The 16,289-nt window shown below is 72.2% G+C and carries 14 protein-coding genes; 3 read left to right on the plus strand and 11 right to left on the minus strand.

The window, feature by feature from the left end; translation table 11 throughout:
• Positions 1-124: 124 nt before the first annotated feature.
• Positions 125-1,276: a GNAT family N-acetyltransferase gene (locus ACGGAQ_RS01430; protein ID WP_393043564.1), complete on the plus strand. Its 1,152-nt coding sequence runs from the start codon at positions 125-127 to the stop codon at positions 1,274-1,276.
• Positions 1,273-2,388, plus strand: coding sequence for a GNAT family N-acetyltransferase (locus tag ACGGAQ_RS01435; protein WP_393043566.1), 1,116 nt, complete (start codon positions 1,273-1,275; stop codon positions 2,386-2,388). The genes ACGGAQ_RS01430 and ACGGAQ_RS01435 overlap by 4 nt, the downstream gene beginning before the upstream one ends.
• A 61-nt stretch (positions 2,389-2,449) precedes the next feature.
• Here ACGGAQ_RS01435 and hpf read toward each other — a convergent pair whose 3' ends face one another.
• The 8 genes from hpf to efeU all read right to left on the minus strand — a co-directional run bounded on the left by hpf (position 2,450) and on the right by efeU (position 11,890).
• Positions 2,450-3,082, minus strand: coding sequence for a ribosome hibernation-promoting factor, HPF/YfiA family (hpf, locus tag ACGGAQ_RS01440; RefSeq protein ID WP_393043568.1), 633 nt, complete (start codon positions 3,080-3,082; stop codon positions 2,450-2,452).
• Between the two features lie 245 nt (positions 3,083-3,327).
• Positions 3,328-4,035 (minus strand): ComF family protein, encoded by a 708-nt coding sequence (locus tag ACGGAQ_RS01445; protein ID WP_393043570.1) that lies wholly within the window; start codon positions 4,033-4,035, stop codon positions 3,328-3,330.
• 4 nt (positions 4,036-4,039) lie between these two features.
• Positions 4,040-5,857: an LpqB family beta-propeller domain-containing protein gene (locus ACGGAQ_RS01450; RefSeq protein WP_393043572.1), complete on the minus strand. Its 1,818-nt coding sequence runs from the start codon at positions 5,855-5,857 to the stop codon at positions 4,040-4,042.
• The gene (gene mtrB / locus ACGGAQ_RS01455; protein WP_393043574.1) at positions 5,854-7,611 is read right to left on the minus strand and encodes an MtrAB system histidine kinase MtrB; all 1,758 of its coding nucleotides are present in this window, start codon (positions 7,609-7,611) and stop codon (positions 5,854-5,856) included. The genes ACGGAQ_RS01450 and mtrB overlap by 4 nt, the downstream gene beginning before the upstream one ends.
• Before the next feature lie 12 nt (positions 7,612-7,623).
• A complete protein-coding gene (gene mtrA / locus ACGGAQ_RS01460; RefSeq protein WP_007455837.1) occupies positions 7,624-8,313 on the minus strand; it encodes an MtrAB system response regulator MtrA in 690 nt (229 codons plus the stop codon).
• A gap of 121 nt (positions 8,314-8,434) precedes the next feature.
• A complete protein-coding gene (efeB, locus tag ACGGAQ_RS01465) occupies positions 8,435-9,712 on the minus strand; it encodes an iron uptake transporter deferrochelatase/peroxidase subunit (RefSeq protein ID WP_393043577.1) in 1,278 nt (425 codons plus the stop codon).
• Positions 9,713-9,737: 25 nt separating this feature from the next.
• Entirely contained in the window at positions 9,738-10,871 is a 1,134-nt protein-coding gene (gene efeO / locus ACGGAQ_RS01470; protein WP_393043579.1) for an iron uptake system protein EfeO, read from the minus strand.
• Positions 10,872-10,894: 23 nt separating this feature from the next.
• Positions 10,895-11,890, minus strand: a complete 996-nt coding sequence (efeU, locus tag ACGGAQ_RS01475; protein ID WP_393043581.1) for an iron uptake transporter permease EfeU — start codon at positions 11,888-11,890, stop codon at positions 10,895-10,897.
• Between the two features lie 168 nt (positions 11,891-12,058).
• Between efeU and ACGGAQ_RS01480 the strand changes: the two genes are divergently transcribed.
• Positions 12,059-12,217 (plus strand): hypothetical protein, encoded by a 159-nt coding sequence (locus tag ACGGAQ_RS01480; RefSeq protein ID WP_354859030.1) that lies wholly within the window; start codon positions 12,059-12,061, stop codon positions 12,215-12,217.
• Between the two features lie 75 nt (positions 12,218-12,292).
• On the opposite strand, the gene ahcY is transcribed toward ACGGAQ_RS01480, so the two are convergent.
• From ahcY to ACGGAQ_RS01495, 3 genes are all read right to left on the minus strand, one after another.
• Positions 12,293-13,792 (minus strand): adenosylhomocysteinase, encoded by a 1,500-nt coding sequence (gene ahcY, locus ACGGAQ_RS01485; protein ID WP_393043583.1) that lies wholly within the window; start codon positions 13,790-13,792, stop codon positions 12,293-12,295.
• A 264-nt stretch (positions 13,793-14,056) separates the two neighbouring features.
• Positions 14,057-15,220: a mannose-6-phosphate isomerase, class I gene (manA, locus tag ACGGAQ_RS01490; RefSeq protein WP_393043585.1), complete on the minus strand. Its 1,164-nt coding sequence runs from the start codon at positions 15,218-15,220 to the stop codon at positions 14,057-14,059.
• 4 nt (positions 15,221-15,224) lie between these two features.
• Positions 15,225-16,232: a cation diffusion facilitator family transporter gene (locus ACGGAQ_RS01495; RefSeq protein ID WP_393043587.1), complete on the minus strand. Its 1,008-nt coding sequence runs from the start codon at positions 16,230-16,232 to the stop codon at positions 15,225-15,227.
• Positions 16,233-16,289 lie beyond the last annotated feature (57 nt).

The following is a 16,289-nucleotide window of genomic DNA, read 5'->3' on the forward strand; positions in this document are numbered from 1 at the left end:
CATCGGCGCGATGGTCACTGGTGGCGGCGGTCCACCCTGCCGAACCCGACATAATTCGCGCACGGGATGCGCCCGGGACGTAATCCGGTTACGCCTTCGGCGAACGTTCCGGCACGATGCACGGGTGGAGCCTGTGGAGATCGTCGAGGCCGGCGTGCTGCTGCGACCCTGGCGGGAGGCGGACGCCGACGACGTACACCGCGCCTGCCAGGATCGGGACATTCAGCGTTGGACCAGCGTGCCGCGCCCATACCTTCGCGAACACGCCCACGGTTTCGTCACGGAGCTGAGCGAGCGGGCCTGGGCGGACGGCACCGGGGCACCGTTCGCGGTCTGCGACGCGGCCACCGGCGAGCTGCTCGGCTCGTGCGGGCTGATCTCCGTCGACGATGCCGGCACCGGGGAGATCGGCTACTGGACGGCCCCGTGGGCGCGCGGCCGGGGCGTGACCGTCCGGGCCACCCGGGCGGTCGCCCGCTGGTCGTTCGAGAAGCTGGGGCTGCGCCGGCTGCTCTGGCAGGCCGAGGTGGGTAACCACGCCTCCCGACTGGTCGCCCTCCGGGCCGGGTTCCGGATCGACGGCCGGCTGCGGCTGGCGAAACCGGCGCCGGACGGCGGCTCGGACGGCTGGATCGGCTCGCTGCTGCCCGGCGAGGTGCCCGAACCCGGATCGTCCGGGCCGGCCGGCCCCGGCACCCTGGTCGCCCGCCGGGCCGCCGTCTTCGGCCGCCCACAGCCGACCCTGTTCGCCACCTCGGCGGCCGCTGAGCTGCGGCTGCGGCCGATGGAGGAGCGCGATCTGGACGCCGTGGTGCAGACCTGCCGGGACCCGGAGACGATCCGGTGGACCACAGTTCCGGACCCGTACGACCGCTCCGACGCACAGGGGTACCGGGGCTACGCCCAGGACGCGTGGGCCCGTGGGGACTCCGGCTGCTTCGTGATCGCCGACCCGGACGACAGGTACGTCGGCACTCTGGACCTGCGGCTCTCCCCCGCCGACCCGCTGCTCGCGGACGTGGGCTTCATGACCGCTCCGGCGGCCCGCGGCCGGGGCTACCTGCCGGCCGCCCTGATCGCGCTGAGCGCCTGGGGTTTCACGACGCTGGGACTCGCCCGGATCGAATGGAAGGCGAACGTGGGCAACACCGCCTCCCGGCGGGCCGCCGAGAAGGCCGGCTTCACGTTCGAGGGGACCGCCCGGGGCGGGGTCCAGCACCGGGGTGAGCGGGTCGACGCCTGGGTGGCCGCGCTGCTCGCCGGGGATCTGGCATGACCGGGGCACCGCGGGTCGTCGAGGCCCACGGGGTGCGGCTCCGGCCGTTTCGGGCCAGCGACATCGCGGACCTGGTCGAGGGCTGCGCGGACCCGCTCAGCCAGCGGTTCGTGTCCAGCATGCCGGCCCCGTACACCGAGGTGGACGCCCACTGGTGGGTCGAGGCCGGCGCACCGGCGGTCTGGGCCGGCGGCGGCGCCGCCTACGCCATCGCGGACCCGGCCACCGACCGGCTGCTCGGCGGGGCCGGGTTGAGCAACCCGGTGCCCGGCCGGAGTCAGGCGGAGATCGGCTACTGGCTGCGGCCGGCGGCGCGGGGGCGCGGGGTGGCCACGGCCGCGACCCGCGCGTTGAGCGAGCACGCCTTCGGCGCCGGGACGCTCCGCCTCGAACTGCTCACCGAGCTGGAGAACGCGGCCAGCCAGCGGGTCGCCCTGGCCGCCGGCTTCCGGTACGAGGGCCTGCGTCGGTCGGCCGGGCAGCGCCGGGACGGCGGCCGGCACGATCTGCTGACCTGGGTACGCCTCGCCGACGATCCCCCCGGCCCGACCCCCCGGCTGCTGCCCGACCTGCCCGACGGGGTGCTCACCGATCAGGTGGTGGCGCTGCGCCGCCTCGCGCCGGGCGACGCGGAGATGATGTACGGGCTGCACAGCCGGCCGGAGGTGGTCGCCAACCAGGCCCCGCCGGTGCCACCGACGCCCGAGGCGATCGAGCGGCGCTGCCGGCTCGCGGAGAGCGCATGGCTGACCGGCGACATCGCCCGGCTGCTGATCGTCGACGTGGCCACCGGCGAGCCGGCGGGCAGTTGCGGCCTGTCGTACACCGAGGTGACCAGTGGTGAGGCGTCGATCGGCTACGCGCTGCTCCCGCGCTGGCGGGGGCACGGCTATGCCACCCGGGCGGTCCGGCTGCTCGCCGACTGGGCGTTCGGCCTGGCCGGTATCGCCCGGCTGACCGCCGGCACCGTGCCGGAGAACACCGCCTCGCATCGCGTGCTGGAGCGGGTCGGCTTCCAGCGCGAGGCCCTGCTACGCGGTCGCCTGCCCGGCCTGGCGGGTGCTCGCCTCGACGACCTGACGTTCGCCCTGCTGCCGGCCGACCTGCGCTGACGAGGCACGGGGTTGCGGCGGTCGCCCACCACAACCCCGTGCTCGGCGGGTCAGGCCCGGCTCAGGTGTCGAGCGAGATGATGCCGTAGTCGTAGGCGTGGCGTCGGTAGACGACGCTGGGGCGGCCGGTCTCCTTGTCCTGGAACAGGTAGAAGTCGTGGCCGACCAGCTCCATCTGGAACAGGGCGTCGTCGATCGTCATCGGCTCCGCCGGGTGCACCTTCTCCCGGGCGATGTGCCACGGCTGGTCGTGCTCCTCCTCGACCCGCTCCGCGACGGCGGTGCCGGCGCGGGCGCCAGCGCCCGGCGCGGACAGCGGGGCGGCCACCAGATCCGTGACCGGCAGGGCGGCGGTGGCGGCGGCGACGGAGATCGGCGCGTGCCGACCACGGTGTACGCGGCGGCGGTCCGCCGCACGGCGTAGCCGGGTGTCGAGCTTCGCGATGGCGGCGTCGAGCGCGCTGTAGAAATCGTTCGTGCAGGCCTCGGCCCGAATCACGGGGCCACGGGAAACGCAGGTGATCTCCACCCGCTGGCAGTGGTCGGCCTGGCGCGGATTGCGCTCGTGAAACAGCTCGACATCGACGCGGATAATCTTATGGTCGTAGCGTTCGACCTTTGCGAGTTTCTCGGCTACGTGTACCCGGTAATGGTCCGGCACTTCGACGTTGCGGCCCTTGACCACGATGTCCACGTGACCTCCTTTGTTCGGACGTCTTCGATCCGGTTGCCCGGCCGCGCGCCGTGGGGAGACCCGCTGGCGTCGACCGGTCAGTACGGCTACGCCTCCTCTCACCGCCGGGGGCGGGATGGAACGACCTCCTACCCCTGACAGCGAAACGCTAACTCCTGTTCGCCCGGCAGTCACCCCATGTTGCCAAGACCGCCCGGGATTTTTCGCACCTCATACACCAACGGGTGAAACGGAAACACGGTCGGTTACAACTGGTGCCTTTTCTCGGTCGCGGCGAGCACCGCGGCGACACCCGGTGGCCGCCCGCTCGCGGTCAGCACCCGGGCCGCCGCGGCCAGGGTCACGCCGGTGGTGACGATGTCGTCCAGCAGCACCACGACGGGGGCGCCGTCCGTCCGGCGACGCCCACCCGACGCGCCGGACCGGGGTCGGAACGCCGCCTCGGCCGCTGCGGCGCGGCCCGCGCTGTCCAGCGTCACCGAGTCCGGCCGGGGCAGCGCGCGCAGCGGACGGTGCACCCGCGCCGGCCAGCCGCCCCGACGCAGCCGATTCGCGCAGTGCCGGGCCAACCGGTCCAGGTGGTCGCCGTAGCGGGCTCGGGCCGCCGCGGCGGTGTCGGGCACGGGCACCAACTCCAGCGGGCGGACGCCGCCGACCGCCGCGACGACCACCTCGGCCAGCAGCGCGCCCAGCGGGCGGGCCAGACCGTGCCGGCCATGCTCCTTGTACGCCAGCAGGGCCTCACGCAGCGGGCCGGCGTACGGACCCAGGGCGACACAGGGCGGCAGCCCCGGCGGGGCGGGCGTGGGGCGGACCGGCCGGGGACGCAGCACGCCCAGCGCCGTCACGCAGTCGGGGCAGAAGCCGTGCCGCAGGACGGCGTGCCGCCCGCGGCAGCCGGCACAGTCCGCGGGCAGGACCAGGTCGGCGAGGTCCGCCCAGAGCCCGCGCACGGCGTCAGTAGAGGAAGAACGGGGCGGACGGGTTGCTCGGCCGGACCCCGGCCGGCGGCGCGGGGACGTCGCGCACACTCTCCGGCTCGATCCGTTCGAACGGGCTGCTGCGGTACGCCACCTTGTTCGCCTCGTACATGTACGCCCCGGTGGGCACCCGCACGCTGCGGTTGGTGGGGTACGCCGTCAGGTGGTTGACCTTGGCGCCCACGTCGGTGCGCAGCGGTGTCTCCAGTGCGCCGTCCACGCTGATCTCGTAGATCGCCGGCTGGCCGGCCGACCCGGCCACCACCAGCCGATCCTCGCCGATCCAGTCCACCGCGGTCAGACCGGTCAACGAGGTGACCAGGGCCCGGGGCGGGCCAACGGACATCCCGCTCCCGGCGCCGTCCAGGTTGATCGCCGCGACGTAGAGCCGGCCGCCGGCGACCAACGCGACCCGCTGACCGTCCAGCGCGGCGGCGACCGCGGTGACCTGCGGCGAGGGCAGGTTCAGCGGCACCTCCGACATGCGGGCGGCCTCGTCGAAGCGGTAGAGGCGGCCGTCGGCCACCACCAGCCCCTGCGCCGGGCGCGAGTCGACGGTACGCAGCCACACCGGGCGGCTGATCGAGGCGTACTCCGTGCCGCCGCGGTTGAGCGCGGCCACCGTGTCCGCGCCGGCGCCCACCGCGAGTCGCTGCCGGTCCTTACCGCTGGTCACCACCATCGCGGCGAGGACCCGGTTGGCGCCCCGCGCGAGGCCGGCAGACACGATGTTGCGGTTGACCTCGGCCGCCAGGGGCACGACACCGCCAGGCTCGCCGACGAAGTCCAGCGGACGGATCGCGCCCTCGTAGACGCCGAACCGCTGCGGACCCTCCCGCACCGGGTAGAGCGGCTGGGCCAGCCGGCGCTCGTTGAGGTCCTGCACGGGCTGCGAGTTGTTGCGGATCTTCAGCTCCAACTCGCCCGGCAGGTCACCCAACGACCAGGCGAGCTGCGTGATCACCTGGTCGACCCGGTTCTGGTCGTCGCCGGACATGTCCAGGTTGACCTCCCAGCGGTTGTTCGCGCCGGTGGCGTTGTTGATCAGCTCAGTGCCGTCGGGCAGGCCGACGACGCCCGGCCGCAGCCAGTCGGACGGGCCGCCGACCAGCCACCGCACGACCTCGTTGACCCGGCGCTCGTCCGGCACCGCGAACGGCAGATAACGCTGGTCGGGCACCAGCCGGGTGCGGTCGGAACTCCAGAAGTAGATCGACTCGTCCTGGTAGTACTGCTGGAGGGCGACGTCACTGAGCAGCAGCACGTTCGGCGGGTCGAGGACGTACTGGCCGGCGCGCTCGTCGTTGTCGGCGCCGCCGAGCGCGGCGCTGCGCAGCCGGAACTCGTACTCGGTCTCGGTCGCCACCGGCGGTGCCAGAGTGCCGTTGGTCCGCAGCACACCGATCTGCTGCACCGAGATCTTGACCGTGGTGGTCGAGTCGCTGTTGAAGGTGAAGACCGACTCCCGCAGCCGGACCACGGTCAGCGCGACCTCGCTGCCCTTCTTGTCCTGCAGGCGGAGCCTGTGCTCCGGGGCGATGAACGCCTTCACCCGCTCGTACGCCCGGTCCGGCTCGCCGGCGGCGGCGGACAGGAAGTTACGCACGAACGCCTCGTTGTCGCTGCCGCTGGCCGTACGCGACGGAGGTTCGCTGCTTCGGCCGTTGCTCGACCCGGCCTCGGTCGCCGTGCCGGCCTTGCCGTCCACCCGCACGTCGGACGACGCCGGGATGCCGCAGCCCGCGCTGAGCAGCAGCGCCACGCCGAAGGCGCCCAGCAGTGGTCGAGCCCTCACGAGCGCACCTCCGCCCGCTGGCCGTCCCCCGCCGGCGCGGGGCCGATCGCCAGCGCTCCACCGGTGCCCGGCCCGATGGCCAGCGGGCCGCCGTCGCGGGGGCCGCCGAACGGCAGCGCCGCGTCGGCGGGCACCAGCCGCAGCGGCGACGTGGTGAGCCGGTCACCGGCGCGGGCCGGCAGGGTGAGCCGGAACTGGGCGCCCTGCCCGGGCGCTCCCCAGGCTTCCAGCCAACCACCGTGCAGGCGGGCGTCCTCCAGGCTGATCGACAGACCCAGCCCGGTGCCGCCGGTCTGCCGGGCCCGGGACGGGTCCGCCCGCCAGAAGCGGTTGAACACCAGCTTCTCCTCACCCACCTTCAGCCCCACCCCGTGGTCGCGGACCGTGATCGCCACCGCGGTGTCGTCGATGCCGAGGGTGATCAGCACCGGCCGGGCCTCGCCGTGCTCGACGGCGTTGCCGACCAGGTTGCGCAGCACCCGCTCGACCCGGCGGGGGTCGACCTCGGCGATCGCCGGCGTGCTCGGCAGGTCCAGTTCGATCTCCACGCCCACCCGCTCGGCCAGGCCGGCCAACCGGTCGACCACCCGGTGCACCACCGGCACCAGGTCGGTCGGCTCGGCGTCCAGCATGGCGAAGCCCGCGTCGAACCGGCTGATCTCCAACAGGTCGGTGAGCAGCTCCTCGAAACGGTCCAGCTCGGCCTGGAGCAGTTCGGCGCTGCGGGCCACCGCCGGGTCGAACTCGTCGCGCTCGGCGAAGATCAGGTCGGCGGCCATCCGGACCGTGGTCAACGGGGTCCGCAGCTCGTGCGACACGTCGGAGGTGAACCGGCGCTGCAACCGGGACATCTCCTCCAGGCGCAGGATCTGCCGTTGCAGGTTGGTCGCCATCTGGTTGAACGAGGCGGCCAGCAGCGCGAGGTCGTCCTCGCCGTTGACCACCATCCGCTGGTCGAGAAGGCCGGCGGAGAGCCGCTGAGCGGTACGCGCGGCGACCCGGACCGGGTTGACCACCAGCCGGGTGACCAGGGCGGCGAGCAGACCCAGCAGGACCACCAGGGCGATGCCGGTGGCGACGACTGTGGCTCGGGCGTCCGCGGCGGTGGCGTCCTGGCGGGTCAGCGGCACCAGGTAGTAGAGCTCGATCTGCCCGAAGCGGGTCGGCACCGGCGAGCCGTAGACCAGGTACTTCGTCGGCTCGCCGGTGAGCCGACCGGTCTGGATCTGGCTGGCCACCTTGCCGCTGGCGACCGCGGCACGCAGCTCCTTGCTGATCAAGGGCTGGACGTTGACCGCCGGCGCGGTGCGGGTCTGGATCATGGTCGGGTAGTCGGCGGCGGTGATGGCCACCACCACGCCACTGGTCTGCTGCGGGTCGCCGCCGGCCAGGTAGTTGACCGTGCCCTCGATGGTCTCCTGAAGCTGCGCCTCCTGCGGCTGACCGTAGAGGGAGACCTGCTTGGCCGCGTAGCCCGCGCCGCCCTTGACCCGCAACTGGACGTCGGTGCGGGCGTTGTCGAGCAGGATCGTCGTGATCTTGTCAGCGATCAGGTACGCGAAACCGCCCACCAGCAGGCTGGAGGCGACAAGCGTGATGGTCACCACCCGGACCTGGAGCGAGCGGCGCCAGGTCTGGTGCGCCCGGGCCACCAGCCGCGCGCCCCGGCCACTCAGGGCGCGCCACAGGTCCCGGCCGGCGTTGAGCCGGCGGGCTGCCGTGGTCTGGGGGTGCGGGGGCGGCGAGGTCGACACAGTGTGACCAGGCTATCCGGTGCCCGCCTTGTAGCCCACGCCCCGCACGGTGAGGATGATTTCCGGCCGCTCCGGATCTGGCTCGATCTTGGCGCGCAGCCGCTGCACGTGCACGTTGACCAGTCGGGTGTCGGCCGCGTGCCGATAGCCCCAGACCTGCTCCAGCAGCACCTCGCGGGTGAAGACCTGACGCGGCTTGCGGGCGAGCGCGACCAGCAGGTCGAACTCCAACGGCGTCAGCTTCACCTCCTCGTCGTTGCGGCTCACGGTGTGGGCCGGCACGTCGATGGTGATCTGGTTGCCGGGCGGGCCGATGGTCAGCATCTCCGGCGCCACGTCCTCGCCACGGCGCAACCGGGCCCGCATCCGGGCCACCAGCTCCTTGGGCTTGAACGGCTTCACCACGTAGTCGTCGGCGCCGGACTCCAGGCCGAGGACGACGTCCACGGTGTCGCTCTTGGCGGTCAGCATGACGATCGGCACGCCGGATTCGGCACGGATCGACCGCGCCACGTCGATACCACTCATTCCGGGCAGCATGAGGTCGAGCAGGACGATATCCGGCCGACTGTCACGAAAGGCGGCCAACGCCCGCTCGCCATCGGCCACGAACGAGGGCAGGAAACCCTCACTGCGCAGCACGATGCCGAGCATCTCGGCGAGTGCGGGGTCGTCGTCGACCACCAGAACCCGGGCTCTCATGGGATTAATATTGCATCCCCGTTCAGTTCGGTGGGACCGGCGTCAGCCGGCACGGATAGCGCCATGATCCCCCCTCGACGCGGTTCAGCGCCACCGCAGCTCGGACGGGTCGCGGCGGCGATCAGCCGAAGAGCGCGCGGCCCCAGTGGTCCCCGCCGTCGCGCACTCCGGGCGGGCAGGCGAACAGGCCGCTGGAGACGTGCCGCAGATATTCGTTCATCACGTCATGGCGGGCCAACTGGGTCTGGATCGGCACGAACTGCCGGCGCGGGTCCCGCTGGTAGGCGATGAAGAAGAGGCCGGCGTCGAGCCGGCCGAGACCGTCCGAGCCGTCGACGAAGTTGTAGCCGCGCCGCAGCAGGTGCGCGCCGTTGTTCCGGCTCGGGTGGGCCAGGGCGACGTGGGCGTGCTCGGCGATCAGCGGCTTGCCGTCGTCCCCGCGTGCCGCGAAGTCCGGCTCGTCGAATTCCTTGCCGCGCCCGAGCGGAGCGCCGCTGCCCTTGGTCCGACCGACGATCTCCTCCTGCTCGGCCAGGGAGGTCCGGTCCCAGGTCTCCACGAGCATCCGGATCTTGCGGGTGACCAGGTACGACCCACCGGTCATCCAGTCCGGCCCGTCGCCCGGCTGCACCCACAGCTGGTCGCGGAGCAGGTCGGTCTCCTCGGCCTTGAGGTTGGCCGTGCCGTCCTTGAAGCCGAACAGGTTGCGGGCGGTCGCCTGGTCCCGGGACGTCGACGACGTACGGCCGAAGCCGAGCTGCGACCAGCGGACGCTGACCACCCCCATGCCGATCCGCGCCAGGTTGCGGATCGCGTGCACCGCCACCTGGGGGTCGTTGGCGCACGCCTGCACGCACAGGTCGCCACCGGAGATCGGGGCCTGCAACGCGTCACCGGGGAACTTGGGCAGCTCGGCCAGGGCGGCCGGGCGGCGGTCGGCGATGCCGAAGCGGTCCCGTCCGTCGGCGTCGCGGAACAGCGTCGGGCCGAAGCCGATGGTCAGGGTGAGCTGCGACGGCGGGAGGCCGAGCGCCTCACCGGTGTCGTCCGGCGGGGCCTCCGGCATGCCACCGACCGCGCCGAGCACCCCGGCGTCGCGGCCGGCCGTCATGCGCGCGGCGGCGGCCGTCCACTCCTGGAGCATCTCGACCAGGCGGGCCCGGTCCTTGGTGATCACGTCGAAGGCGACGAAGTGCAGCCGGTCCTGCGCCGGGGTGACGATGCCGGCCTGGTGCTCCCCGTGGAACGGAACCGCGTCCGCCGGGTGGTCGCTGGCCGCCGCCGGGCCACGGGAGTCACCCACCAGCGCGCCCGCGCCAGCGGCCACGCCGGCGACTCCGGCCACCCCCGCGCCGGCGAGCGTGATGGCCCGCCGGCGCGTCAACCTGCTTGCGCTCATCGACTCGACTCCCCCTGCGTCCCGGTCACCGGGCGACGACTGCGGCGACCTTGCTGATCGGCTCGGCGAGTGCGTTGATGCCGTCGGAGAGCTCCTTGAGCTCAGCCTTGCTCAACGCGGTGTGCAGCTTCCACCCGTCGCCGTCGCGGTGCTTGCCGAGCTGCGCCTCGACGTTCGCGAACTCGGTGTCGAGCTGCTTGACCAGCTCCGGCGAGCGCTGCTCCAACGCGGGCCGGAGGGCGGACAGCGCCGCCTTGGAACCGTCCAGGTTGGCGGCGAAGTCCCACAGGTCGGTGTGCGAGTAGCGCTCCTCCTCGCCGGTGATCTTGCCGCTGGCGACCTCGTCGAGCAGCTCCTTCGCGCCGTTGGCGAGCTGGAGCGGGGAGAGCTTCTCGGCGTTGGCCTTCGCCACGACCTCCTTGACGTCGACCAGCAGCCGGTCCGCGATCGGGCCGTCCTTGCTGATGTCGCCGGACTGCCAGAGGTCCTTCTCGATCCGGTGGAAGCCGGTGAACTCCATCCCCTCCTCGATGACCTCCTCGCGGCCGTCGATCTTGGGGTCCAGGTCGCCGAAGATCTCGGCCACCGGCTCGATCCGCTCCCAGTAGGTGCGCGCGACCGGGTAGAGCGCCTTGGCCTTGGCCACGTCGCCGGCCTTCACGGCGGCGACGAACTCCTCGGTCTTCTCCAGCAGCGCGCCGGTCTGGCTCTTGACGTAGCGCTGGTAGTTGTCGGTGGCCCCGGCCAGGGCGGTGTCGGCGGTCAGCGGCTGCGCCGACCCGCTGACCTTGAGCGCGCCCCGGATGCCCTTGCCGCTCATCCCCGGCTTGCAGGCCGTCTCGTACGTGCCCGCCGGCAACTCGACGTGCAGCTCGCGGCTCAGCCCGGGGGCGATGTTCTCCACCTCGCCCATCACCCGGTCGCCGGAGGCGTACACGTAGAACTCGGTGACCTTCGCGCCTGCGTTGGTGATCTTGAAGGTGGCGGTCCCGGCGCCGAGGTCGGTCGTGCCGACCTCGCAGGCGGTGTCGGTGGCCTTGACCACGATCGCGCCGCCGGCCGCGCCCGCCTCATCCTTCTTGGAGTCGGAGCACGCGGCGACGCCGGTCGTCGCCAGCACGCCGGCAGCGGCCAGCGCGAAGAATCGGGTGGTACGCATCTGGGCTGTTTCTCCTCGTGGGGTCAGGCACGCTGCGGCGTTGCTGCCGCATCGGCCTCGGCCTCGGCGCCGGTGTCGGCCCCGCGCTCGGTGACGGTGGTGGTGCTCGTGGCGTCCGCAGACGTCGACCCGGCGACGGCGGGCGCCGAGGCCGCGGAGGGTGCCGCCGCGGGGGGCGCGGCCGGCGCCGCGGAGGCCGCGGCCGGTGCGGGGGTACGCCGGGTCGGGCGCAGGAAGAGCGCCAGGACCGGCACGGCGTACGCGATCCAGGCGATCGTCTCGAGCACGGTGGGCGCGGGCGTCACGTTGAACATGCCAGCCAGCAGCGCCGCGTACCAGGTGGTCGGGTCGAGCGTGCCTGTGATGTCGAAGGCCAGGTCGTTGAGGCCGGGCAGGACACCGGATTCCTGGAAGTCGTGCACGCCGTACTTGAGGATGCCGGCGGCGACCAGGATCAGCAGGGCGCCGGTCCAGGTGAAGAATTTGCTGAGGTTGATCCGCAGGGCGCTGGCGTACAGCAGCACGCCGAGCACCACGGCGGTGAGGATGCCGCCGATCAGCGCGAGCAGCGGCCCGCTGTCGCCGGCCGCGCCCTGGGCGGCGGAGTAGAAGATCAGGGCGGTTTCGAGGCCCTCCCGGATCACCGCGAGGAAGGCCATCCCGGCGACGGCGAGCGACCCGACGGCCAGTGCCTCGGTGAGCTTGCCGCGCAGCTCGCCGGCGATGGTGCGGGCCGCCTTGCGCATCCAGAAAATCATCCAGGTGACGAACACCACGGCCGCGACGGAGGTGATGGCCTCGAACAGCTCGCGGTCCTCGGAGCGGGACAGCAGCGAGGTCGAGGTGTACTCGATGAGCCAGCCGAAGAGCACCGAGAGCGCCACCGCAAGGCCGATGCCCGCCCACACCTGCGGCAACCGGTCCCGGCGCTGCGACTTCACCAGGAAGGCGACCAGGATGCTGACCACCAGGGTCGCTTCCAGGCCCTCCCGCAGGCCGATCAGGTAGGTGGCGAACATCCTGGCTCCGTGTTCATTAGGCACGCCTCAGCTAACTTAGGGCAGCCATACCTTCCTCCAGTTCCGGGGCCCCGTCAAGTCGTTCATGACAAGCTCACCCTCGGTGTGACCTGGTCTTCGGCGGCCGCCACGAACCGGTCACCGTCCGAGCGTGGGAGGATCCCTGCCGTGAAGGCTTTCCTGCCGTGGCTGGCGGTGCTCGCCGTGGTGCTGCTGCTCAGCGCGCTGCGCCTGCGGGCACTGGCCACCGTCGTGTCCCTGGGCTGGCTGGCCTGGTGCGCGTGGACGTGGTTCCGCCCCAGCCGCCGCGACTCCCGCTCCGGCTGACGTCCCGTCCCGCCCCGGCGGGAACGACGAACCGGGCCGGCTGCGAACAGCCGACCCGGTTCGGAGAGATGTCGATCAGTAGCGGTAGTGGTCCGGCTTGAACGGCCCCTCCTGCGAGACGCCCAGGTACGCGGCCTGCTCCTTGGTGAGCGTGCTCAGCTTGGCGCCGAGCGCGCCCAGGTGCAGGCGGGCAACCTTCTCGTCCAGGTGCTTGGGCAGCACGTAGACGCCGACCGGGTACTCCTCGGTCTTGGTGAACAGCTCGATCTGGGCGATCGTCTGGTTGGCGAACGAGTTCGACATCACGAAGCTCGGGTGCCCGGTCGCGTTGCCCAGGTTCAGCAGACGCCCCTCGGACAGCACGATGATGGCGTGCCCGTCGGCGAAGCGCCACAGGTCGACCTGCGGCTTGATGTTGATCCGCTCGACGTCCGAGCGCTTGGCCAGGCCGGCCATGTCGATCTCGTTGTCGAAGTGGCCGATGTTGCCGACGATGGCCTGGTGCTTCATCCGGGCCATGTGCTCGTTGGTGATGACGTCGAAGCAGCCCGTGGCGGTGATGAAGATGTCCGCCTGCTCGACCACGTCGTCCAGGGTCGCGACCTGGTAACCGTCCATCGCGGCCTGCAACGCGCAGATCGGGTCGACCTCGGTCACCACGACCCGGGCGCCCTGGCCGCGCAGCGACTCGGCGCAGCCCTTGCCCACGTCGCCGTAGCCCATCACGACGGCCATCTTGCCGCCGATCAGCACGTCGGTGGCCCGGTTGAGGCCGTCGATCAGGGAGTGGCGGCAGCCGTACTTGTTGTCGAACTTGCTCTTGGTCACCGAGTCGTTGACGTTGATGGCCGGGAAGAGCAGCGTGCCGGCGCGGTGCATCTCGTAGAGGCGGTGCACGCCGGTGGTGGTCTCCTCGGTGACGCCCTTGATGCCGGCGGCGATCCGGGTCCAGCGCTGGCCGTCCTCGGCGAGCGAGCGGTGCAGCAGCTCGAGGATGACCCCGTACTCCTCGGAGTCGGCGGACTCGACCGGCGGCACGACGCCGGCCTTCTCGAACTCGGCGCCCCTGTGGACCAGCAGGGTGGCGTCGCCGCCGTCGTCGAGGATCATGTTCGGGCCCTGCCCGTCCGGCCAGGCGAGCACCTGCTCGGTGCACCACCAGTACTCCGGAAGGGTCTCGCCCTTCCAGGCGTACACCGGGACGCCGGCGGGGGCGTCGGGGGTGCCGTTCGGGCCGACGACGATCGCGGCGGCGGCGTGGTCCTGGGTGGAGAAGATGTTGCAGGACGCCCAGCGAACCTGCGCGCCGAGGGCGACCAGCGTCTCGATCAGGACTGCGGTCTGGATGGTCATGTGCAGCGAACCGGTGATCCGGGCGCCGGCGAGGGGCTGCGCCTCGGCGAACTCCCGCCGGATCGCCATCAGGCCGGGCATCTCGTGCTCGGCGAGCTGGATCTCCTTGCGCCCGAACTCGGCGAGCGACAGATCCGCCACCTTGAAGTCGCCCTCGGCGAGCGTGCTCGGCCGGGCCTCGGACGGCGTACCGCTGGCGGCCGCCGGGAGGGTGCTGGTCATGAAAGCTCCTGTCGAACGATGTCTGCGCCGATCCTCCACCTTACGCGCGCTGGCGACGGGCGCCGGGGGACGGGCTGCGGACAGCGCACGGGGCGGTCGGTGGTGGACAGACCCGCTGCCCACTTCCGCCCGCCCCGTGCATCCCCCCGGTTTGGTTCCCCGCACGTTGTCGGACCGTCGTCGCGATAACGCTGCGTACTCATAGAGTCACATTCAGCCAGGGGCGCGTCAAGCTATTCCGGGAAAGTCGGACTTGTGTCGGACTCAGCGCAGCCCCGACGTCGCCACGTACGCCTCACCGTCACCGCTGATCCGCAGCGGCTCGCCGGCCGCCGTGCCGATCGCCGCCTGGCCGGACGCCAGCGTCAGTGCGCCCGCCCCATCGTCGACCGTGACCGAGCCCGCCGCGCAGAGCACCACCCGGGGGCCGGGCAGCGCCACGGTGACCTCCGGCACGGCCGCGCCGACCCGCACCCGGTGCAGCGCGAAGTCGTCCACCGGCACCGGCCAGCAGTCCACGCCCGGGGCGACCGACTGCGCGGCACGTACCGGATCGTCGAGCACCTCGAAACGCAGCACCCGCAGCAGCTCCTCGACGTCCACCCGCTTCGGGGTCAGACCCCCGCGCAGCACGTTGTCGCTGGCCGCCATGATCTCCACGCCGCAGCCGCTCAGGTACGCGTGCAGGTTGCCCGCGGGCATCCAGATCGCCTCCCCCGGCACCAGCCGCAGGTGGTGCAGCAGCAGCGCCACCAGCACGCCCGGGTCGCCCGGATAGGCGGTCGCCAACCGGCGGGCCAGCTCCGCGTCCGGGCCGTCGGCCGCCGACGCCAGGGCGGTCCGCAGCAGCCCGTCGCGCTCGGCGACCGGCCAGCCGAGCAGCGTCCGCACGGCCGTACGCAGCCCCGCCGGCCCGTCCCGCAGCGCGTCGACCACCGGCCCCAACGCCGGTACGCCGAACGCGGCGAGCGCCTCGGCCGACTCCACCGGGTCCCGGAAACCGCACAGCGCCTCGAACGGCGTGAGCGCGACCAGCAACTCCGGCTTGTGGTGCGGGTCGGAGTAGTTGCGCTCCCCCGCCGGCCGGCCCGCCTCCGCCGCGAAACCCGCCCGGGCCTGCTCGGCATCCGGGTGGGCCTGCAGGCTCAGCGGCGCGTCGGCGGCGAGGACCTTGAGGAGGAAGGGCAGCCGGGTGCCGAACCGGTCGGCCACCCGCTGGCCCAGCCACTGCCCCGGCTCGTCGCGCACCAGGTCACAGAGGCTCACCCGCAGGCCGGCGCGCTCCACGTTGGCCGGGGCGCCCGGGTGGGCGCCCAGCCACAGCTCCGCCTCCGGACCGGCGCTGGGCACCGGCCGACCCTGCAACAGGGCGATGGCTGAGCGGGACCCCCAGGCGTAGTCCCGGATGGGTCCGTACAGCGGTTCCACAGTCTCAGCTCCCGGGCCGCCCGACCGCCTCACCCGACGCGTCCTCGGGCTGCGGTACGGCGGTGTCGGCCGCGGCGCCGGTGCCGGCCGCCGCGGCGGCGGCGCTGTAGATGTCCGGCTCCAGGTAGATCACCCGGGCGATCGGCACGGCCGTACGGATCCGCGCCTCCACGGCGTTGATGCCACGGGCCAGCTCGTGAGCGCTCTCGCAGGCCGGCACGCCGATCTTCGCGGCCACCATCAGCTCTTCCGGGCCCAGGTAGAGCGTCTTCATGTGGATGATCCGCTCCACCTCGGGACCCTCGGTGATGGCCCGCTCGATGGCGGCCAGGTCCTGCTGCTCGGCACCCTCACCGAGCAGCAGGCTCTTGGTCTCGATGGCCAGCACGATGGCGATGACCACCAGCAGGATGCCGATCATCGCGGTGCCGGCGGCGTCCCACCGACCGTTGCCGGTGATCAGCGTCATGCCGACGCCGAAGAGCGCGAAGACCAGACCGACCAGCGCACCGAAGTCCTCCAGGAGCACCACCGGCAGCTCCGGCGCCTTGGCCCGCCGGATGAAACGCACCCAGGACTGGTTGCCCCGGATGTGGTTGGACTCCTTGATCGCCGTTCGGAAGGAGAACGACTCCATGGCGATCGCCGCCAGCAGCACCGCCACCGGAAGCCACTGCCACTCGGTGATGCCCTCCGCGTGCGACCACTTGTGATACGCCTCGTACAGGGCGAACAGGCCGCCGATGCTGAACAGCACGATCGACACGATGAACGCGTAGATGTAGCGCTCCCGGCCGTACCCGAACGGGTGTTCCGGGGTGGCCGCGCGCTTCGCCCGCTTCCCGCCGAGCAGCAGCAGACCCTGGTTACCGGAGTCGGCGACCGAGTGGACCGCCTCGGCCAGCATCGACGAGGACCCGGAGAGCAGGAACGCGATGAACTTGGTGACGGCGATGCCGATGTTGGCCAGCAGGGCGGCGACGATCGCCTTCGTCCCGCCGTTCGCGCTCACGCCGCCACTCCGCTTCGCGGCGTGGTGACGTACGTGACGCGCCGCCCCCTGCGTTCG

Origin of the sequence: Micromonospora sp. NPDC047557, assembly GCF_043205095.1 — a bacterium.
Lineage (GTDB): Bacteria > Actinomycetota > Actinomycetes > Mycobacteriales > Micromonosporaceae > Micromonospora.

Coding starts and splice junctions, on each gene's coding strand:
- efeB (WP_393043577.1), bottom strand. CDS start 9,712: ATGAGCGCAAGCAGGTTGACGCGCCGGCGGGCCATCACGCTCGCCGGC.
- efeU (WP_393043581.1), bottom strand. CDS start 11,890: ATGTTCGCCACCTACCTGATCGGCCTGCGGGAGGGCCTGGAAGCGACC.
- ACGGAQ_RS01435 (WP_393043566.1), top strand. CDS start 1,273: ATGACCGGGGCACCGCGGGTCGTCGAGGCCCACGGGGTGCGGCTCCGG.
- mtrA (WP_007455837.1), bottom strand. CDS start 8,313: ATGAGAGCCCGGGTTCTGGTGGTCGACGACGACCCCGCACTCGCCGAG.
- ahcY (WP_393043583.1), bottom strand. CDS start 13,792: ATGACCAGCACCCTCCCGGCGGCCGCCAGCGGTACGCCGTCCGAGGCC.
- efeO (WP_393043579.1), bottom strand. CDS start 10,871: ATGCGTACCACCCGATTCTTCGCGCTGGCCGCTGCCGGCGTGCTGGCG.